Source organism: Caulobacter vibrioides (assembly GCF_002310375.3).
Lineage (GTDB): Bacteria > Pseudomonadota > Alphaproteobacteria > Caulobacterales > Caulobacteraceae > Caulobacter > Caulobacter vibrioides_D.
In genome coordinates this window covers 1,342,358-1,360,313 of record NZ_CP023315.3, presented here as the reverse complement: position 1 = coordinate 1,360,313, position 17,956 = coordinate 1,342,358, and the positions used below count along the sequence as shown (strand labels likewise).

The 17,956-nt window shown below is 67.1% G+C and carries 18 protein-coding genes and 1 pseudogene; 10 read left to right on the top strand and 9 right to left on the bottom strand.

The features are described 5' to 3' along the window. Nucleotides 1-10: 10 nt before the first annotated feature. On the bottom strand, nucleotides 11-853 hold the full coding sequence (locus tag CA606_RS06345) for a class I SAM-dependent methyltransferase (protein WP_096051894.1): 843 nt from the start codon (nucleotides 851-853) through the stop codon (nucleotides 11-13). A 231-nt stretch (nucleotides 854-1,084) separates the two neighbouring features. On the opposite strand from CA606_RS06345, the gene CA606_RS06340 reads away from it, so the two are divergent. Then, nucleotides 1,085-1,543: an Hsp20 family protein gene (locus tag CA606_RS06340; protein WP_096051895.1), complete on the top strand. Its 459-nt coding sequence runs from the start codon at nucleotides 1,085-1,087 to the stop codon at nucleotides 1,541-1,543. 77 nt (nucleotides 1,544-1,620) lie between these two features. On the opposite strand, the gene CA606_RS06335 is transcribed toward CA606_RS06340, so the two are convergent. The 3 genes from CA606_RS06335 to gpmA all read right to left on the bottom strand — a co-directional run bounded on the left by CA606_RS06335 (nucleotide 1,621) and on the right by gpmA (nucleotide 5,054). Further along, the gene (locus CA606_RS06335; protein ID WP_096051896.1) at nucleotides 1,621-2,886 is read right to left on the bottom strand and encodes a pentapeptide repeat-containing protein; all 1,266 of its coding nucleotides are present in this window, start codon (nucleotides 2,884-2,886) and stop codon (nucleotides 1,621-1,623) included. A gap of 102 nt (nucleotides 2,887-2,988) precedes the next feature. Further along, entirely contained in the window at nucleotides 2,989-4,248 is a 1,260-nt protein-coding gene (locus CA606_RS06330; RefSeq protein WP_096051897.1) for a pentapeptide repeat-containing protein, read from the bottom strand. Between the two features lie 92 nt (nucleotides 4,249-4,340). Beyond that, nucleotides 4,341-5,054 carry a 2,3-diphosphoglycerate-dependent phosphoglycerate mutase gene (gene gpmA / locus CA606_RS06325; protein WP_096051898.1) on the bottom strand — a complete coding sequence of 238 codons (714 nt, stop codon included), beginning with the start codon at nucleotides 5,052-5,054 and terminating at the stop codon, nucleotides 4,341-4,343. Nucleotides 5,055-5,213: 159 nt separating this feature from the next. Between gpmA and CA606_RS06320 the strand changes: the two genes are divergently transcribed. The 7 genes from CA606_RS06320 to CA606_RS06290 all read left to right on the top strand — a co-directional run bounded on the left by CA606_RS06320 (nucleotide 5,214) and on the right by CA606_RS06290 (nucleotide 11,293). Next, nucleotides 5,214-5,429: a hypothetical protein gene (locus tag CA606_RS06320; protein ID WP_096053850.1), complete on the top strand. Its 216-nt coding sequence runs from the start codon at nucleotides 5,214-5,216 to the stop codon at nucleotides 5,427-5,429. Continuing rightward, complete coding sequence (locus CA606_RS06315; RefSeq protein WP_096051899.1) at nucleotides 5,426-6,382, top strand: KpsF/GutQ family sugar-phosphate isomerase; 957 nt, start codon at nucleotides 5,426-5,428, stop codon at nucleotides 6,380-6,382. The genes CA606_RS06320 and CA606_RS06315 overlap by 4 nt, the downstream gene beginning before the upstream one ends. Nucleotides 6,383-6,481: 99 nt before the next feature. Beyond that, complete coding sequence (locus CA606_RS06310; protein ID WP_096051900.1) at nucleotides 6,482-7,978, top strand: phosphomannomutase/phosphoglucomutase; 1,497 nt, start codon at nucleotides 6,482-6,484, stop codon at nucleotides 7,976-7,978. A 120-nt stretch (nucleotides 7,979-8,098) separates the two neighbouring features. After that, on the top strand, nucleotides 8,099-8,536 hold the full coding sequence (locus CA606_RS06305; protein WP_096051901.1) for an acetyltransferase: 438 nt from the start codon (nucleotides 8,099-8,101) through the stop codon (nucleotides 8,534-8,536). 59 nt (nucleotides 8,537-8,595) lie between these two features. Further along, nucleotides 8,596-9,873 (top strand): metal-dependent hydrolase family protein, encoded by a 1,278-nt coding sequence (locus tag CA606_RS06300; RefSeq protein ID WP_096051902.1) that lies wholly within the window; start codon nucleotides 8,596-8,598, stop codon nucleotides 9,871-9,873. 81 nt (nucleotides 9,874-9,954) lie between these two features. Next, nucleotides 9,955-10,854 (top strand): 5'-methylthioadenosine/S-adenosylhomocysteine nucleosidase, encoded by a 900-nt coding sequence (locus tag CA606_RS06295; RefSeq protein WP_096051903.1) that lies wholly within the window; start codon nucleotides 9,955-9,957, stop codon nucleotides 10,852-10,854. Nucleotides 10,855-10,894: 40 nt separating this feature from the next. Further along, on the top strand, nucleotides 10,895-11,293 hold the full coding sequence (locus tag CA606_RS06290) for a Dabb family protein (protein WP_096051904.1): 399 nt from the start codon (nucleotides 10,895-10,897) through the stop codon (nucleotides 11,291-11,293). A gap of 169 nt (nucleotides 11,294-11,462) precedes the next feature. Here the strand turns inward: CA606_RS06290 and upp are convergent, their stop codons facing one another. The 3 genes from upp to CA606_RS06275 are packed head-to-tail and all read right to left on the bottom strand — an operon-like array spanning nucleotide 11,463 to nucleotide 14,785. After that, the gene (upp, locus tag CA606_RS06285; RefSeq protein ID WP_096051905.1) at nucleotides 11,463-12,092 is read right to left on the bottom strand and encodes a uracil phosphoribosyltransferase; all 630 of its coding nucleotides are present in this window, start codon (nucleotides 12,090-12,092) and stop codon (nucleotides 11,463-11,465) included. 51 nt (nucleotides 12,093-12,143) lie between these two features. Next, nucleotides 12,144-14,318: a xanthine dehydrogenase family protein molybdopterin-binding subunit gene (locus tag CA606_RS06280; RefSeq protein ID WP_096051906.1), complete on the bottom strand. Its 2,175-nt coding sequence runs from the start codon at nucleotides 14,316-14,318 to the stop codon at nucleotides 12,144-12,146. Between the two features lie 2 nt (nucleotides 14,319-14,320). Continuing rightward, on the bottom strand, nucleotides 14,321-14,785 hold the full coding sequence (locus CA606_RS06275; protein WP_096051907.1) for a (2Fe-2S)-binding protein: 465 nt from the start codon (nucleotides 14,783-14,785) through the stop codon (nucleotides 14,321-14,323). Between the two features lie 408 nt (nucleotides 14,786-15,193). On the opposite strand from CA606_RS06275, the gene CA606_RS06270 reads away from it, so the two are divergent. Both CA606_RS06270 and CA606_RS06265 read left to right on the top strand, forming a co-directional pair. Next, nucleotides 15,194-15,757: an NUDIX hydrolase gene (locus CA606_RS06270; protein ID WP_096051908.1), complete on the top strand. Its 564-nt coding sequence runs from the start codon at nucleotides 15,194-15,196 to the stop codon at nucleotides 15,755-15,757. An 80-nt stretch (nucleotides 15,758-15,837) separates the two neighbouring features. After that, the gene (locus tag CA606_RS06265; protein WP_096051909.1) at nucleotides 15,838-16,563 is read left to right on the top strand and encodes an endonuclease III domain-containing protein; all 726 of its coding nucleotides are present in this window, start codon (nucleotides 15,838-15,840) and stop codon (nucleotides 16,561-16,563) included. Between the two features lie 31 nt (nucleotides 16,564-16,594). Here CA606_RS06265 and CA606_RS20555 read toward each other — a convergent pair. Both CA606_RS20555 and CA606_RS06260 read right to left on the bottom strand, forming a co-directional pair. Continuing rightward, nucleotides 16,595-16,669 (bottom strand): annotated as a pseudogene (locus CA606_RS20555) (hypothetical protein); the annotation flags it as partial. Nucleotides 16,670-16,852: 183 nt separating this feature from the next. Continuing rightward, nucleotides 16,853-17,821: a M15 family metallopeptidase gene (locus tag CA606_RS06260; protein ID WP_096051910.1), complete on the bottom strand. Its 969-nt coding sequence runs from the start codon at nucleotides 17,819-17,821 to the stop codon at nucleotides 16,853-16,855. Nucleotides 17,822-17,956 lie beyond the last annotated feature (135 nt).

The following is a 17,956-nucleotide window of genomic DNA, read 5'->3' as shown; positions in this document are numbered from 1 at the left end:
TTGGCGAAAGTCAGGCAGGCTTGCGGAAGCGCAGGGTCATCCGGTCGCTTTCACCGATGGCGTCGTACTTGCTGCGATCGAAGTTGGGATCGGCGGGCTGACCGCCCGGCGCGGTGCGCTTCACCGGCGGCAAGGTCCACACACCGAAGGGGTGATCCTTGGTGTCCTTGGGGTTGGCGTTGATCTCGGACTGGGCGTCCAGCTTGAAGCCGGCCTTTTCGGCGATGGCGATCACCGTGGCGGTGTTGAGGTAGCCGTCGGCGCCGGCGGCCTTCTCCGAGCGCGGATCGGCGCGGTGTTCTTCGATCGCCAGCACGCCGCCGGGCTTCAGCACCGCGAAGAAGTCGGCGAACACCTTGTCGGCGACGCCCGGCTGAACGGTCCAGTTATGGACGTTGCGGGCGGTCAGCACGATGTCGGCCGAGCCCGGCGCGCCGAGCGGACCGGACACCGGGCCGAAGTTCGCAAATTGCGGATTGCCGTACTTGGCTTCGTCGGCGTAGCGGGCCTCGAAGTCAGCGCGGCCCTTGCGGGCGCCTTCCGACAGCTTGGGATTGGCCAAGTCGGCGACGCCGGCGACATAGGTCCCGCCCGTGGCCTTGGCGTAGGGCGCCAGGATCGCGGTCCAATAGCCGCCGCCGGGCGAAACCTCGATCACGGTCTGCTTGGGCTTCAGCCCCCAGAAGATCAGGCTCTCATAGGGATGACGGGCGCCGTCGCGCGCGACGTCGGCGGCCGGGCGATTGGGCGATGCGATCGCGGCCTTCAAGGCGGCGTCGGTCGCGGCGAAGGCGGCCGGCGCGGACAGGGTGAAAGCGGCGGCCAGGAGGAGAACTTGGCGACGAAGCGGCATGGGGACGTGTCCTTCGGTCAAATTTGAGCGGCGACCTTAACCATGCTTGTCGGCGCGTCAAACGATTCAGGTTCGATGAACTGGCGCCCCTTGAATCGAAAAATCCGCTCACCAACTACTTCACCGAAGGCGCTGGATAACCGGGCCTTCCGGACCACAGGCGACGCCGATCTCGGGTCGCCGAAGGTACGAAACCCTTGAGACCTTGCTTGATGAGAAGGATCTGACTCTATGCGTACGATCGACCTTTCGCCCCTGTACCGCTCGCTCGTCGGCTTTGACCGCCTCGCCGACCAGCTGGACGCCGCCGCGCGCAACGAAGCGGCCTCGGGCTATCCCCCCTACAACATCGAACGCACGGGCGAGAACGCCTACCGCATCGAGATCGCGGTGGCGGGCTTCAAGCCCGAAGAACTGAACGTCGAGGTGAAGGAGAACCTGCTTACCGTCACCGGCCGCAAGGCGGCCAATGACGAAGCCAAGCAGTACCTGCATCGCGGCCTGGCCGAGCGCAACTTCGAGCGCAAGTTCCAGCTGACCGACTACCTGGTGGTGGTCGACGCCGATCTTTCGAACGGCCTGCTGTCGATCGCGCTGAAGCGTGAGCTGCCCGAAGCCCTCAAGCCGCGCTCGGTGGAGATTAAGACGCCTGCGACCTCGACCCTGATCGAAGGCGAAAAGGCCGCGTAACCCGCGGCCCCTCTTCCTGTCTCCCAATCCCCCTCTGAACTTGGGCGGCGTCGAAAGGCGCCGCCTTTTTCGTGGGGTCAGTCCGGCATCGACAGGTCCAGGCCCTGAACCTGGCTAAGATCGACATTGCGGAAACTGGCCCTGGCCGCCCGCGCGCCGGTCAAGTCCGCGCCGCGCAGGTCCGCGCCGTCCAGGATCGCCTCGCTGAGATCAGCGGCCTGCAGCATGGCGTAACGCATACGCGCGGCCTGAAGGTTGGACTGCGTGCGACGCTCGGGCCCCAACGGCAGGGGCGAAAGGACCGCCTGGCGAAGATCGGCCTTGGTCAGGTTGGCGCCCGCCAGCTTGGCCCCCCGCAGGTCAGCGCCGCGCAGATTGGCGGTCCGCAAGTCAGCGTTCTGAAGATTGGCCCCTTGGAGCTGGGCGCCCGAAAGGTCCAGACCGACCATGCAGGCCCCCTTGGCGCTCATGGCGGTCAGCCGAAGGCCCTTGAGCTTGTCGCCCAGCGGGCGCAGGTCCTCGCCGTCGAGACGGGCGGGCGATCCTTCCTTGCCACCAGTCTGGCACCAGCTTTGATTGCCGGCGCAGCGGCGCATCAACTCGTCGATCCGCCCCATGGCCTCACGGCTGGCGCCCTGCAGGGTTCCGTTCATATGGGCGCCGCTGACGCGCGCGGTCGAGGTGTCGACGCCGGCCATGACCGCGCCCGACAGGTTCGCCCCCTCGAGATTGGTCCCCTTCACATCAGCGCCATCCAGGATCGCGCCCGACAGGTTCGCCTCCTTGAGGTTGGCCCCTGAAAGCTTGGCGCCCTTGAGCGAGCAGTCGCTGAAGTCGGCCTTGAAGGCTGACACCCCCTCGAACTGGGAGCCATCAAGGGTGGCGCCCGAGAAATTGACCTCGTCCGCCTCGCCCTGCCGCGTCTCGTGACGGAGCGTCTCCAGGCCCTTGCGTGGATGAGGGATGGCGATCTGGCCTTCTCTGAAGTCGGCCTGGGTCAAGTCCGCCTGGGCGAGGTTGGCGCCGCGCAGGCAAGCCCCGCGCAGGTCGGCGCGGACCAAGGAGGCCTGGCGCATGTCGCTCTTCCGCAGATCGCAGCCGAACAGGCTGGCCCGGTCCAGCTTGGTGCGAACCATGCGGCAGCCCTCAAGGACCGACGCGGACAGGTCCGCATCAACGAGATTCCTGAAAGACAGATCCAGCCCCGACAGCTGAACGAAACGGAGCGAAGCCCGCTTACCGCCCTGCTTGCCGGTAACGAATTTCTCGTGCGCCGTTACGATCATGTCGAGCTCGGCTTGGCTCAGGCGACGCCGCCCGGCCACGCTCTGCGCCGCGTTCATAACGAAATTCCCCGTATGAGTTTCTTCTCGTGGTTACGCGAACTCTAACGGCGACCGACGAGCGAAGCGTTAAGACTGCGTCGGATTGTCGCAAAATATTTCTCAGATGACATCATCCAGTCCGCGCGCCGCCAAGCGGATCGCGCCGGTGAGATCAACGTCGCGCAGTTGCGCGCTGGTGAAGTTGGCCCGCGAGACATCCGCGCCGGCCATGCGGGCCTGCCGCAGGTCGGCGCGGGCGAGATCGGCGTTGGTCAGGATCGCGCCCGTCAGGTCGACCGGCAATAGGCGGTCGGCGGTGATCAACAAGGGTCCAAGCTGGGCGTCGCGCAAATCCGCGCCGGTCAACTTGGCGCCCTTGAGCCGCGCGCCGCGCAGATCCGCGCGGCGTAGGTTGCAAGCCCGCAGGTCCGCGCCATCCAGTTGGGCACCCTGCATCTGCACACCTTCCATGTCGAGGCCGTAGAACACCGCGCCCTTCGCCGACAGGGCCGTGAGGTTAAAGCCTCGAACCGACCGCAGGTTACGCAGATCGGCCTTGTCAAACACCGACGGCTTGCCCTCGGCCCCGCCCGTCTCGATCCATCGCGCGTGATCGGCGATCATCTGCTCGTACGGGAGGTCCGAAACGCTGGTGCCCGACGGCTTGTCGGTCAAGGCGCCGTCCATGTTGGTGTCGTTGACGTTCCAGGACAGGGTCTTGGCGCCGACCAGCACCGCATTGCGCAGATCCGCGCCGGCGAGATTGGCGCCCGACAGATCGGCCCCCGCCAGGTTGGCGCCGTTGAAATTGGCCTGTTTGAGGTTGGCCCGCACCAGCTTGGCGTCCTTCAGGATCGCATCGCTGAAGTCGGCCTTGGTGGCGACGATGCCCGAGAGACGCGAGCGCTCGAGGTTGGCGCCCGACAGGTTCGCGCCGGCCGCAAAGGCTTCGCGCTGGGTCGGCTCGATGACGCGGTAGCCTTCCTTGCGGTCAGCGGCCGCGATCGTGCCTTCGCGCAGGTCGGCCTCGAACATGTCCGCGCCCGTCAGATTGGCGCCGCGCAGACTGGATCCGCGAAGATCGGCCCGTCGCAGCGAGGCGTCGGTAAGGTCCGCCCCTTGCAGGTCCGCACCGTAGAAATTGGCGTTATCCAGCTTGGCCTTGCGCAGATCACAGCCGACCAGGATGGCGCCAGTGAAATCCGCGTCGCAGAGATTGCGCCCGGGCACCGAAAGACCCGACATGTCACAGAAGGCGAACACGGCGCGTGCGCCGCCCATCCGCGCCGACCACAGACGGTCGTGCTTGGCGCAGATGACGTCCACCTCATACTGCGTCAGACGCTTGTATTCCTGTGGTGTGCTGGCGGCGGCGCTCATGGCTCGCAGGGTGTCCCGAGTTAACGCAACACCTTGCGCAGAGCAAAATTAACGCCGTGTTTCCAACACCTTCCGCTTAAGCTTGATAGGCTTTAACCAACCTTGGGAAGCGTCTCGGCGCGACTTTCGTCCAGGTAGCGCGCGCCCGTCGGCTTCAAGGCGTCATCGAGCGCGATCACCAGCGGATTGCCCGTCGGGATCTCTACGCCGACAATCTGGTCGTCCGGAACGTTGAACAGGTGCTTGACGATCGCGCGCAGCGAATTGCCATGCGCGGCGATCAGCAGGGTCTCGCCGGCCTTCAGATGCGGCGCGATATCGCTCTCCCAGTAGGGCAGAACCCGAACCAGCGTGGTGGCCAGGCTTTCGGTCGACGGCAAGCTCGCGCCCTTGTAGCGGCGATCCTTGCTGAAATCGTACTCACCGCCCGGCGCCAGTTCCGGCGGCGGAATGTCATACGAGCGACGCCAGACGGTGACCTGCTCGACGCCGTGCTTCTCGGCGGTCTCGGCCTTGTTGAGCCCCGTGAGCCCGCCATAGTGGCGCTCGTTCAGGCGCCAGTCCTTGGTCACCGGCACAAAGCTTTGCTTGGCCGCGTCTAGCGCCAGATTGCCCGTGCGGATGGCGCGGGTCTGCACCGAGGTGAACAGATGGTCGATCTCGATGCCGGCCGCCGCGATCAGCTCGCCGCCCTTCTTGGCCTGGGCCTCGCCCTCGGCGGTCAGGTCCACATCGACCCAGCCCGTGAAGCGGTTTTCCAGGTTCCACTGGCTTTGGCCATGGCGGAGCAGGACGAGCGTCGGCATCGGGCTTCCTTCGGAGATCAGGGAAATATCAGCGCGGGCTAAGGCCAGCCCGCGCCAGCGTCAAGCGTCGAAGCGACCTTCGGTCCGTTCCCTCGGCGCGCGCCCCCTCCCCCAGGCCGCCGCGCGTGCTATAGGCGGGCCATGCCTGATCGCATCTTCATGCCTCTGATGGGGCTCATCGCCGCCGCGCTGATCACCCTGTCCCTCGTCTGGCCGCAAGGTCAGGGCGACCGCTCCTGGGGGCCCTTTGGCCACACCCCGGTTCAGCAGACCCCGGAAATGAAGGCCAAGATCCAGCGGGAGAAGGACTCGGCCCGCCGGCGCGACGAGGCGGCGAAGAAGGCCGTCGAAGCCGTGAGCCAGATGCCGCAATGACAGCCTTCGACGCTGTAACGGTCGGCCGCCGCGTCCTGGCGATCGAGGCCGACGCCCTGCGCACGCTGTCCGACTCGCTGAGCGAGGCCTTCGCCCAGGCGGTCGAGACCATCTTCGACGCCAAGGGCCGTGTGGTCTGCACCGGTATGGGCAAGTCGGGACACGTGGCGCGGAAGATCGCCGCCACCCTCGCGTCCACCGGGACCCAGGCGATGTTCGTCCATCCGGCCGAAGCCTCGCATGGCGATCTGGGGATGATCGGGCCCGACGATGTGGTGCTGGCGCTGTCGAAGTCCGGCGCGGGCCGCGAATTGGCCGACACCCTGGCCTACGCCAAGCGCTTCTCGATCCCGCTGATCGCCATGACGGCGGTCGCCGAGAGCCCGCTAGGGCAGGCGGGCGACATCGTGTTGCTCCTCCCCGACGCTCCGGAGGCGACGGCGGAAGTGAACGCGCCGACCACCTCGACCACCCTGCAGATCGCGTTGGGCGACGCGATCGCCGTGGCCCTGCTGGAGCGTCGTGGCTTCACCGCCAGCGACTTCCGCGTCTTCCACCCGGGCGGAAGGCTGGGGGCGATGCTGCGCACCGTCGGCGACCTGATGCATGGCGACGATGAGCTCCCCCTGATCGCCGCCGACGCCGCAATGTCCGACGCGCTTCTGGTCATGAGCGAGAAGCGTTTTGGCGCGGTCGGGGTCGTTGACGGCGCGGGCCGCCTCACGGGCCTGATCACGGACGGCGACCTCCGTCGCCACATGGACGGCCTGCTGACCCACGCCGCCGGCGAGGTCATGACGCACGCCCCCCTGACGATCGGCCCTGGCGCCTTGGCTGCGGAAGCCCTGAAGGTGATGAATGAGCGGCGGATCACCGTGCTTTTCGTCGTCGACGGCGAGCGCCCGGTCGGCATTCTGCACGTGCACGATCTGCTTCGGGCAGGCGTGATCTAGGTCGCATCCAAACTTTGTAAAACCTTGTCATGCGAGCGCGCCAATCGCGTGGTCTTTGCACAGACGAGGAAACGCCATCTCAACTGAAGCGAGCCTTCAATGTTCTCCGCGCCCCGCGCCGATCTGGTTCCGAATACAGCCGCCTATGAAAACGAGCCCCTGGTCAAGGCGACGGGCTTTCGCGAGTACGACGCGCGCTGGCTGTTTGGGCCGGAGATCAATCTCCTGGGCGTGCAGGCCCTAGGCCTGGGTCTGGGAACCTACATCCACGAGCTGGGCCAATCGAAGATCGTGGTCGGCCATGACTTCCGCTCGTATTCGACCTCGATCAAGAACGCTCTGATCCTGGGCCTGATCAGCGCCGGCTGCGAGGTGCACGACATTGGTCTGGCCCTGTCGCCCACCGCCTATTTCGCCCAGTTCGACCTCGACATCCCGTGCGTGGCCATGGTCACCGCCAGCCACAACGAGAACGGCTGGACCGGCGTGAAGATGGGCGCCCAGAAGCCGCTGACCTTCGGCCCCGACGAGATGAGCCGCCTAAAGGACATCGTGCTGAACGCCAAGTTCGTCGAGCGCGACGGCGGCAAGCTGATCCGGGTGCAGGGCGAGGCCCAGCGCTATATCGACGACGTCGCCAAGCGCGCCAGCGTCACGCGTCCTCTGAAAGTGATCGCCGCCTGCGGCAACGGCACGGCCGGCGCCTTCGTGCTCGAGGCCCTGCAGAAGATGGGCGTCGCTGAGGTCGTTCCGATGGACACCGACCTCGACTTCACCTTCCCCAAGTACAATCCCAACCCCGAAGACGCCGAGATGCTGCACGCGATGGCCCATGCCGTCCGTGAAACCGGCGCGGACCTGGCGTTTGGCTTCGACGGCGACGGCGACCGTTGCGGCGTGGTCGATGACGAGGGCGAGGAGATCTTCGCCGACAAGATCGGCCTGATGCTGGCGCGCGACCTGGCCCCGCTGCACCCCGGCGCGACCTTCGTCGTGGATGTGAAGTCGACCGGCCTCTACGCCACCGACCCGATCCTGGCCGCCCACGGCTGCAAGGTGATCTACTGGAAGACCGGCCACAGCTACATCAAGCGCAAGAGCGCCGAGCTGGGCGCCCTGGCCGGCTTCGAAAAGAGCGGCCACTTCTTCATGAACGGTGAGCTGGGCTACGGCTACGACTGCGGTCTGACCGCCGCCGCGGCGATCCTGGCCATGCTGGACCGCAATCGCGGCATGAAGCTGTCGGACATGCGCAAGGCCCTCCCCGTCGCCTTCACCTCGCTGACCATGAGCCCGCACTGCGGCGACGAAGTGAAGTACGGCGTCGTGGCCGATGTGGTGAAAGAATACGAAGACCTGTTCGCCGCCGGCGGTTCGATCCTGGGCCGCAAGATCACCGAGGTGATCACGGTCAACGGCGTGCGCGTCCACCTGGAGGACGGCTCCTGGGTGCTGGTTCGCGCCTCGTCGAACAAGCCCGAGGTGGTCGTGGTGGTCGAGAGCACCCAGTCGGAAGACGACATGCGCGCCCTCTTCCGCCAGGAGGTCAAGCCGCGCCTGGGCGATCGTGTGGGCAAGTACAATCAGGAGATCTGACCGGGGGCCGCCGTCCTCGCCCTTCGACAAGCTCAGGGCGAGGACGATGCTCAGCGCCGGCGTAGACAACCTCACCCTGAGCTTGTCGAAGGGCGGGGTTTTCGAACTGAGACAGGTGTCATGATAAGGCTGCGCCCCTCCCGCACTGAAGACGGTTCTCGAGTCCTCGAGATCTGGGCCGCCGCCGTCGACGCCACGCATGACTTCCTATCGAGAGAGGACCGCGCCGCGATCGGACGTGAGGTTGAGGCCTTCCTGCCGGGCGCGCCGCTGACCGTGGCCGTCGACCGCCGCGACCGCCCCGTCGGCTTCATGCTGATCGCGGGCTCGCACATGGAAGCCCTGTTCATCGATCCCGAGCATCGCGACGCGGGCGTGGGGCGCATGCTGATTGAGTACGCCCTGGCGGTGCATCCGGTCCTGACCACCGACGTCAACGAACAGAACCTCCAGGCCCTCGGCTTCTACGAGCACATGGGCTTTGAGCAGACCGGCTGGTCGGCCACGGACGGTCAGGGGCGTGCCTATCCATTGATCCATCTTCGCTTTGGCCTCTGATCGCTTTGGTGTTTGACGCGAAGTCGGCTTAGCTGCGGCAGTTCCACTGCGAGTCACCGATGCGCCGTCTCCTCACCGCCCTGGCCCTGATGCTCAGCCCTGGCTTGGCCATGGCCGCGCCCGCCGTCCTGCTGAAGCCCGCCAAGGTCTGGACCGCGGAGAACGCCGGGCCGCCGCGCGAGGGCTGGGCCGTGCTGGTCAAGGACGGAAAGATCGCCGCCGTAGGCCCGGCCGCGCAGATCGACGCCTCCGACGCGGAAGTTGTCGAGCTGCCGGGCGCGACCTTGATCCCAGGCCTGATGGACCTGCACAGCCACCTGTTCCTGCATCCCTACAACGAGGCCTCGTGGGATGATCAGGTGCTGAAGGAAACGCCGACCTACCGAACCCTCCGCGCGGCGGTGCAGGCCAAGGCGACGCTGGAGGCCGGGTTCACCACGCTGCGCGATCTTGGCACCGAGGGCGCGGGCACCGCGGACGTTCCTCTGAAGAAGGCGATCAATGATGGCCTGATCCCAGGCCCGCGCCTCTTCGTGACGACCCTGGCCATTGTGGCGACGGGCGCCTACGGCCCGGCCCGGAAGAACTACAATCCCGAGGCGGAGATCCCGCAGGGCGCCCAGGAAGCCAGCGGCGTTCTGGAAGTGGTCAAGGCGGTGCGTGAGCAGTCTGGAGCCGGCGCCGACTGGATCAAGGTCTATGCCGACTATCGCGTCGGCCCCGATGGTTCGACCCAGCCAACCTTCAGCCTCGAGGAGTTGAAGGCGCTGGTCGACACCGCGCATTCCAGCGGCCGCCCTGTGTCGGCCCACGCGTCCAGCGATGAAGGGATGCGCCGCGCGATCCTGGCCGGGGTCGATACAATCGAGCACGGCTATGGCGGCTCGGAAGCCACCTTCAAGCTGATGGCCGAGAAGGGTGTCGTGTTCTTCCCGACCCTGACGGCGGTCGAGAGCACCTCGACCTATTTCGGCGGCTATATCGCGGGCAAGACGGCCCCGACCCCGGCGATGCAGGCGGCCGAGCGCGCGTTTCGCCTGGCGGTCAAGGCCGGCGTGACCATCGGCATGGGCAGCGATGTCGGTGTCTTCAAGCACGGCGACAATGCGCGCGAGCTGGTCTGGATGGTCCGCTACGGCCTGACGCCAGCCCAGGCCTTGCTGGCGGCGACCGCCGTGGACGCCAAGGTCCTGGGCCGGGCCAACGATCTGGGTCAGGTCAAGCCAGGCTATCTGGCCGACCTCGTCGCGGTGAAAGGCGATCCGACCCAGGCGATCGAGGCCACGCGCGATGTCGTTCTGGTGATGAAGGCCGGAAAAATCGTCGTTCGTCCCTGATCGTCGCGGCCAAGACCGTGTTGCTCTTGGGACCGGCCGCGCGGCCCGCTAAGCAGGGCTTCGCCGCCTGAAGGAGTCACCATGCGCCTGCCCGCCCTCGTCCTGGCCTGCCTTTTCCTCGTTGCATCGCCCGCCTTGGCCCAGCGACTGGACGAGACGCCGCGCGTGGCGGTCATCTCGGCCTTCCCGCCGGAAATCGGGGCGCTGAACGCCGCCACCGCCGAACAGAAGGCCTACGAGGTCAACGGCGTGCGGTTCATGACCGGCAAGCTCGAGGGCAAGCCGGTGGTGGTGTTCCTGAGCGGCGTGTCGATGGTCAATGCGGCCATGACCACCCAAATGGCGTTGGACCGTTTCAACATCACCCGCATCGTCTTCTCCGGCATCGCCGGCGGCGTCGACGAGGGCCTCGACATCGGCGACGTGGTGGTCGCCGACCAGTGGGCCCAGAACCTGGAAAGCGCCTTCGCGCGCGAGACCGACAAGGGCTTCGAGGTCTCGCCCAGCATCCGCACGACGACCCTGGCCAACTACGGCATGATCTTCCCGCGCGGCATCCACATGCCCGGCGACGCTCTGGGCGCGCCGGCCCGCGTCTGGTTCCCGGCCGATGCGGCCCTGCTGGACACGGCTCGCAAGGTCGCGGCGGACGTCGCGCTGCAGCGCTGCGCGGCCGACAAGTGCCTGGTTCATCCGCCCAAGGTGGTGGTGGGCGGCAACGGCGTCTCGGCGTCGGTGTTCCTCGACAACGCCGCCTATCGCAAGTACCTGCGCGCCACCTTCGAGGCCCGCGTGGTCGACATGGAAAGCGCGGCCGTCGCCCATGTAGCCCTGGTCAACAAGACCCCGTTCATCGCCTTCCGCAGCCTGTCCGACCTGGCCGGCGGCGGCGCGGGCGCCAACGAGATGCACACCTTCATGGCCCTGGCCTCGGACAACTCGGCGACCGTCGTAAAGGCGTTCGTGAAGGCCTTGCCCTAGCTTTGCGAACGCCCTGAGCCAGACTCCGGAGGAGCCAACCATGTCGTCTTTCGATCGCCGCGTCCTGATCTCGGGCGGCCTGGCGGCCAGCGCCGCACTGGCGACGCCCGCGAGCGCCGCGCCGGACGCTCCCGCGTTGTTCCACCAGGTGTTCTTCTGGCTGAAGACCCCTGGCGACAAGGCCGATCGGGACAAGCTGATCGCCGGTCTGAAGGCGCTGAAGGCGATCGACGTCATCCAACAGCTGCACGTCGGCGTGCCCGCCTCGACCGAGAAGCGCGACGTCATCGACAACAGCTACGATGTCTCCGAACTGATGGTGTTCAAGAGCGTCGAGGATCAGAAGCGCTACCAAGACCATCCGCTGCACCAGAAGTTCGTGGCTGACTGCAGCCATCTCTGGAGCAAGGTGGTGGTCTACGACAGCATGGCGGTTTGAGGGGGCGAACACCCCAGCCTCTAAAAACCCGTGTCATCCCGGAAGCCTCGCAGAGGCTATCCGGGACCCAGGGGGGCCAAGAGCGCCGTGCGAGCCGCCCCTAGGTCCCGGCTCTACCCCCGGCTTTCGCCGGGGTTCGGCCGGGATGACACGGAAGGGCAAGGCGCCCCTATCGCGTCCCGAACGTCCGGTCGCCCGCGTCGCCAAGCCCTGGCACGATGTAGCCGTGCTCGTTCAGCTTGGCGTCAATCGCCGCCGTCCATATCGGCACGTCCGGGTGCGCCTCGCGCAGCGCATCGACGCCCGCCTGGGCGGCCAGCAGGCAGACGAAGCGCAGGTTGGTGACGCCATAGTGCTTGAGGCGGGCGATCGCCGCGATGGCCGAGTGGCCGGTGGCCAGCATCGGATCGACGACGATGACCAGGCGGCCGGCGATGTCCTCGGGCGCCTTGAAGTAGTACTCGACCGCCTCCAGCGTCTCGTGGTCGCGATAGAGGCCGATATGCGCCACCCGCGCCGACGGCACGAGGTCCAGCATGCCCTCGCACATGCCCAGGCCCGCGCGCAGGATCGGCGCGAAGACCAGCTTCTTGCCGGCGATCTCATAGGCCGTGGTCGGCGCGACCGGGGTCTCGATCTGCACCGGGTCCATCGGCAGATCGCGGGTCACCTCGTAGCAGATCAAGGTCGCGGTCTCGCGCATCAGAGCGCGGAACGTCTTCGTCGAGGTCGTCTTGTCCCGCATCTTGGTCAGCTTGTGCTGGACGAGCGGATGGCTGACGACGGTGACGTTGGACATGGAGAGCTCTGCTAGGAACGTGGGTTCACGCTCCTAGCAGGCACTCGGAGATCAGGCCAGTTGGTCGCCGATCGGCAAGCTGCGAATGCGCTTGCCGGTGGCCGCGAAGATGGCGTTGCACAGCGCCGCCGGCGCCGGCGGATAGGCCGGCTCGCCCAGGCCCGTCGGGTTGTTGTCCGACAGCTTGTAGCGCACCTCGACCGGCGGAGCGTCCGCCATGCGCAGCAGCGGGAAGTCGCCGAAGTTGCTGTTCACCGCAGCACCGTTCTCGAAGGTGATGCTCTGGTAGAGCGTACTGCTGATGGCGTCGAGGATCGAGCCCTGCATCTGCTGGTCAGCGCCGCTGGGGTTGACGATCTGGCGACCGACATCGGCGGCGGCCCAGACCTTGTCGACCTTCACCGCGCCGTCCTTGACCGTCACCTGCATGACCACCGCCACATAGCCCAGGTGGCTGTAGTGGCAGGCCACGCCCAGGCCCGTGCCCTTGGGGAGCTTTCGCCCCCAACCCGACATCTCGGCCGCCAGGTCGAGCACCCCGCGCATGCGGCCGGTATGGAAGCTGTCGCCCCTGCCCGGCTCGCCCAGCAGGCGCGGCTCGCCCAGCAGTTCGCGGCGGAAGGCGACGGGATCCTTGCCGGCGGCCAGGGCCAGCTCGTCGGTGAAGCTCTGGATCACGAAGCCGAAGGCGTTGTTGCCCGGCGCCCGCAGGAAGCCGGTCGGGAAGCCCAGCGGCATCACCGACACGTCATGGCGGTAGTTCGCCACGGCCCGGCACGGGAACTGGGTCGAGTTCATCGCCGCGGCGGTGTTGAAGCTCTCGCCTTCGCCGAAGGTGATGAAGTGGTTCTTCCAGGCGACCAGAGCGCCCTTGGCGTCCAGGCCTCCGGTCAGGTTGTGCCAGCCGCCCGGACGATAGAAGTCGTGCTGGATGTCGTCCTCGCGGGTCCAGATCAGCTGGACCGGCGCATTGACCTTGGCGGCGATGGCGGCGGCCTCGACCATGTAGTCGTTCATCAGTCGGCGACCAAAGCCGCCGCCGCCGCGGATCAGATGGATGGTGATCGCCGAGGGGTCGACGTTCAGCGCTCGCGCGACCAGGCCCCGGCCAGACTCGGGGTTTTGCGTCGGGGCCCAGATCTCCACCTTGCCGTCCGTGACGTGCGCGGTGCAGTTCTGCGGCTCCAGCGCCGCGTGGGCGATGAAGGGGTAGCTGTAGGCGGCGCTGACCGTCTTGGCCGCGCCCTTCAGCGCCGCCTCGACATCGCCGTCGTTGTGCAGGTTGCGATGCGGCGGCGCGGCGGACAGTTCGGCGGCCTTGGCGGCGAAGCCGGCGGTGCTCTGGCTGGCCGTCGGATGCTCGGCCCACTGGATCTGCAACGCCTCGCGGCCCTTGCGCGCCGCCCACCAGCTGTCGGCCACCACGGCCACGCCGGGCATGAGCCCTTGCAGGTTGGTCCCGCCCTCGATGATGAAGGCGTCGCGGACGCCCTTCACCGCCTTGGCCGGCGCCAGATCAACCGACGCGACCTTGGCCCCATAGACCGGCGCCTTGGCGAAGGTGGCGAACAGCATGCCCGGCAGGCGCACGTCGATGCCGTAGGTCGGCTGGCCCGTGACGATCGCGTCGAGGTTCTGGCTCTTGTGGCTCTTGCCGATGATCCGGAAGGCCTTGGGATCCTTGAGCGTCAGCGACTTGGGGTCCGGCGGCGTCAGCGCGGCGGCGGCCTGCGCCAGCTCGCCATACGACGCGCGGCGCTTGCTGGCGGCGTGGACCACGACGCCCGGCTCGGTCGTGAGACTGTCGGCCGGGACGTTCCAGCGCGTGGCGGCGGCGGCGATCAGCAGGGCGCGAACTGTGCCCCCCACCCGGCGCAGACCGTCGTATTCCAGCGTCGTGGCCATGCTGCCGCCGGCGACCTGACGGCCATAGATCTTGGTGTCGGCGATGGCCTGCTCGACCGTGACCGCCGACCAGTCGACGTCCAGTTCCTCGGCGATCAGCATCGGCAGGGCCGTCTTGATCCCCTGGCCCACCTCGGGAACCTTGGAGGCGATGGTCACCTTGCCGTCGGGCGCGATGCGCACATAGGCGTTGACCTTGGTGTCGCCCGCCGCCTGACTTTCAGACGACATGGTGAAGCTGAGCAGCAGGCCGCCGCCGACGGCGGCCCCAGACTGCAGGACAAAGCGACGGGTCGGGTCGCGGAGGATCTCGCCGTCCATGATCAAGCCTTCTCCAGACCGGCGGCGACCTTGATCGCCTTTTTGATGCGGATGTAGGTGGCGCAGCGGCACAGATTGCCGTTCATCGCCGCGTCGATCTCCTCGTCGGTCGGCTTGGGCGTGGTGGTCAGCAGCGCCGTGGCCGACATGATCTGGCCGGCCTGGCAGTAGCCGCACTGAGGCGTGTCGACCGCCTTCCAGGCCTCTTGCACCTTGGCGCCGACCGCCGTCTTGCCCACGCCCTCGATGGTGGTCACCTTCTGCTGGCCCACGCCGCTGATCGGGGTCACGCAGGCGCGCACCGGAACGCCGTCCAGATGCACCGTGCAGGCGCCGCACAGCGCCGCGCCGCAGCCATACTTGGCGCCGACCAGGCCCAGCGTATCGCGCAGCACCCACAGCAGCGGGGTGTCGCCGTCGACATCTGCGGTACGGCGCTCTCCGTTGACGCTCAAAGTGAAGGCCATGCTGAAAGGCTCCTGGTTCGGGCGGCGCGAGCATCGGCGCGCACGATATGATGCTCGATGATGCGGGGAGTTTCGCGCGCCGACACTGTTTTTGGAAGACCTGACCACACCAGCCCTGAACTTCGCCAAAATCATCATCCGTCCAAGGACATTTTTTCGAGACAAGATCGCAGCGGTCGCGTATGGGCCTCGCCTCGGCTGGCGCTGGGGCGATCGCCTTACGGATAACTTGCGTATCCCGATCGCCAGGACCACGCCCCCACCCGCTGCGAGCGCAAGGGTCTCGACGACTCAGCCAATCGCGAGCGGTATGGTCGATGTCGGTACGCCGCGTCGAAGCCGGAGACGTCGTGAACCCTTCCCGACGGGCGTAGTTAGGACGGTCTTTTTCTATTCTCATCTCAGGTTCTGAATGACGTGAGCCAGGCGGGCGACAAGACAGAAGGACGCAAGACCGGCAAACGCCGTCAGGTCGCCGCCCTGCCGTGGCGCGGCGAAGGCCAGGCCCTGCGCATTCTTCTGGTGTCGTCGCGTGAAACCCGCCGCTGGGTGATCCCCAAGGGCTGGCCGATGAAGGACCGCTCCGATCCCGAGGCCGCCGCTCAGGAGGCCTATGAAGAAGCCGGGCTGAAGGGCGTCATCGCCGCCCAGCCCTTTGGCGAATACCCCTACCTGAAGCGGCTGAAGAACGGCCAGGCCCGCCTGATCAATGTCGACGTCTTCCCCTTCGAGGTCAGCGCGCAGCTCGAAGCCTGGCCCGAACAAGGGCAACGCACGCTCGAATGGATGACTCCGGTTGAGGCCGCGCTCGCGGTGCAGGAGCCGGAGCTGCGCGACCTGATCGCCCGCTTCGCCGGCGTCGATCTGGCCAGCGAGCACGACATGCCCTCCAAGGCCCCGACGCCCGTGCGCGTGGCCATCCAGCGCCTGCGCCGCCGCGTCACGGCGCTGTGGGGCCGCTACCGAAGCTAGGCTCTTCGATCAACAAGGCTGTGGACAAGTCTTCGCCGCGCGCATAATGTTCCCATTATGTTCTCGTCTGGCGAGGTCCCATGCAGCTGTCCCTAGCCCTGGCCCGGTCTCCGCTGGAAAGCGTCCGCGACGCCCTGCTCTGCGAGTTTGGGCCCCAGCGGCCGGTGGCGCGGATGGACCCCATCTCGCAGCTGGTGAAGTCGTCGATCAGCGGCCGAACGCCCGACGCGGTGTCATGGGCGGCGTTCCTGCGTCTGCGCTCGGAATTCAAGAGCTGGGAGGAGCTGGCGCGGGCCAAGGTCGGACGCGTGGCCATGGCGATCCAGGACGTGACCTTTCCGGAGGACAAGGCCCGCCGCCTGATCACCGCCCTGCGCATGATCGAGGAGAAGGTCGGCTGGCTGTCGCTCAGCCACCTCAAGACGCTTGAGGTCGACCAGGCGCGCTGGGAGCTGCAAGCCCTGCCCGGCGTGGGCGTGAAGGTGGCCGCCTGCGTGCTGAACTTCAGCGACCTCGCCATGCGCGCCCTGGTGGTCGACACCCACGTCGACCGGGTGGCCAAGCGGATCGGCCTCGTCGGCTCGGGCGATACGACCAGCACCTATCACACGCTGATGGAGATGGTGCCGGCGACCTGGACCGCCGACGATCTCTTCGAGCTGCACTGGCTGATGAAGCGGGGCCTTGGCCAGATGCTGTGTCCGCACGAGGGTCCCAAGTGCGGGGCGTGCCCGGTCAAGCAGATGTGCGCCAAGGTCGGGGTCGGGCATAGCGCCGAGGTGCTGACCTGGCGGCCGCGGGGGTAGGCCTGGGGCGGGAGGCGCGGATGGTGGCTTTCGACCCTAGTCGGACGGCGACCAGAATCCCTCTCTCATGGAGAGAGGGAGGGGCCCGCCGCGAAGCGGTGGGAGGGTGAGTGGGTACGCTCTTTCCGGACAGGGCAGAGGCGAAGAGCGGCTGGACTGACTGAGGGCTACGGCCGGGCTTCCTAACCACTCACCCTCCCACGCCTGCGGCGCGGGCCCCTCCCTCTCTCTAAGAGAGAGGGATCCCGGACGGCAGCCCACCCCCCATCCCAGAGACTCCCAGCGCACCCTACCCCGCCGCTAGCTGCGTGAACGTCCTCGTCCCGATCGGGTAGCGCGCGTAGTCGCGGTAGTCGAAGTGCCACCACTCATCGGGCAGGACCACGAAGCCGTCGGCCTCCATGGCCTCGCGCAACACGCCGCGCAGCGCCCGCTGCGCGGTCGTGCCGCCCACGAAGTCGGCATAGGCGCGGGTCGAGAACTCGTCATAGCGGCTGGGCATCTCGACCGGCTGGCCGGTCTTGAGATCGTACAGGGTCAGGTCCACCGCACAGCCCCGATTGTGGCGCGAGCCCTGGGCGGGATCGGCGACGAAGATGCGCGCCTCGGGCGGCGTGGCCTCCCAGAACATCCAGGTCACGAACCAGGGGCGATAGGCGTCGTGGATGAGCAGGCCATAGCCCTTGGCCGCCAGAGCGCGATGGATACGCCCCAGGGCCTCGGCCGCCGGGCGCTGCAGATAGGCCGCCGACTTCTCGTAGAGCGGAATGCCCATGAAGTTGTTCGCGCCCGCATAACGGATGTCGAGCTTGATCCCCGGCGTGATCGTCGTGACATCGACGAGGTCGGAGGCAAGCTTGTCGCCCGTCTCGGTGGGCGGGGTGGCCGCCAGCGCACGCTGGCGCAGCAGGGCGGGATCGGCCCGGACGGCCTTGCGGATCGCCGCCTCGACCTCGGCGCCGAAATCGTGGAAGGCCAGAACCTTGCCGTTGAGACGCACCGCGCCCGCTTCCAGGATCAGTTCGCCGCCACCGGCGATCGCGTAGCGGCCACCGCCCAGAGCGTTCAACCGCGCGGCCTTGAAGCCTTCGCCGTCGATGTACAGCGCGCCGTCCCTCTCGAAGACGGTGAAGGGCGCGGCCTTGTCGCCGTACTGCCCGATCGCGGCCTGTTCGGCGCGGCTCTGAGCGAAGGCGGCGGGCGCGGCCAGCCCCGCAGCGGTGAGCGCCAGGAAGGATCGTCGCGCAAGATCACGCATAGGGCGTCTCCCCGACCTACATTCAAGGCGCACCATAACCTCAGGTGTCATCCCGGCCGAACCCCGGCGAAAGCCGGGGGTAGAGCCGGGACCCAGGGGCGGCGCGCACAGAGCTCTGTCACCCCCTGGGTCCCG

Excerpts from the sequence above, each read along its gene's own strand:
- CA606_RS06345 (WP_096051894.1), bottom strand. The coding sequence starts at position 853 with ATGCCGCTTCGTCGCCAAGTTCTCCTCCTGGCCGCCGCTTTCACCCTG.
- CA606_RS06340 (WP_096051895.1), top strand. The coding sequence starts at position 1,085 with ATGCGTACGATCGACCTTTCGCCCCTGTACCGCTCGCTCGTCGGCTTT.
- CA606_RS06335 (WP_096051896.1), bottom strand. The coding sequence starts at position 2,886 with ATGAACGCGGCGCAGAGCGTGGCCGGGCGGCGTCGCCTGAGCCAAGCC.
- CA606_RS06330 (WP_096051897.1), bottom strand. The coding sequence starts at position 4,248 with ATGAGCGCCGCCGCCAGCACACCACAGGAATACAAGCGTCTGACGCAG.
- gpmA (WP_096051898.1), bottom strand. The coding sequence starts at position 5,054 with ATGCCGACGCTCGTCCTGCTCCGCCATGGCCAAAGCCAGTGGAACCTG.
- CA606_RS06320 (WP_096053850.1), top strand. The coding sequence starts at position 5,214 with ATGCCTCTGATGGGGCTCATCGCCGCCGCGCTGATCACCCTGTCCCTC.
- CA606_RS06315 (WP_096051899.1), top strand. The coding sequence starts at position 5,426 with ATGACAGCCTTCGACGCTGTAACGGTCGGCCGCCGCGTCCTGGCGATC.
- CA606_RS06310 (WP_096051900.1), top strand. The coding sequence starts at position 6,482 with ATGTTCTCCGCGCCCCGCGCCGATCTGGTTCCGAATACAGCCGCCTAT.
- CA606_RS06305 (WP_096051901.1), top strand. The coding sequence starts at position 8,099 with ATGATAAGGCTGCGCCCCTCCCGCACTGAAGACGGTTCTCGAGTCCTC.
- CA606_RS06300 (WP_096051902.1), top strand. The coding sequence starts at position 8,596 with ATGCGCCGTCTCCTCACCGCCCTGGCCCTGATGCTCAGCCCTGGCTTG.
- CA606_RS06295 (WP_096051903.1), top strand. The coding sequence starts at position 9,955 with ATGCGCCTGCCCGCCCTCGTCCTGGCCTGCCTTTTCCTCGTTGCATCG.
- CA606_RS06290 (WP_096051904.1), top strand. The coding sequence starts at position 10,895 with ATGTCGTCTTTCGATCGCCGCGTCCTGATCTCGGGCGGCCTGGCGGCC.
- upp (WP_096051905.1), bottom strand. The coding sequence starts at position 12,092 with ATGTCCAACGTCACCGTCGTCAGCCATCCGCTCGTCCAGCACAAGCTG.
- CA606_RS06280 (WP_096051906.1), bottom strand. The coding sequence starts at position 14,318 with ATGGACGGCGAGATCCTCCGCGACCCGACCCGTCGCTTTGTCCTGCAG.
- CA606_RS06275 (WP_096051907.1), bottom strand. The coding sequence starts at position 14,785 with ATGGCCTTCACTTTGAGCGTCAACGGAGAGCGCCGTACCGCAGATGTC.
- CA606_RS06265 (WP_096051909.1), top strand. The coding sequence starts at position 15,838 with ATGCAGCTGTCCCTAGCCCTGGCCCGGTCTCCGCTGGAAAGCGTCCGC.
- CA606_RS06260 (WP_096051910.1), bottom strand. The coding sequence starts at position 17,821 with ATGCGTGATCTTGCGCGACGATCCTTCCTGGCGCTCACCGCTGCGGGG.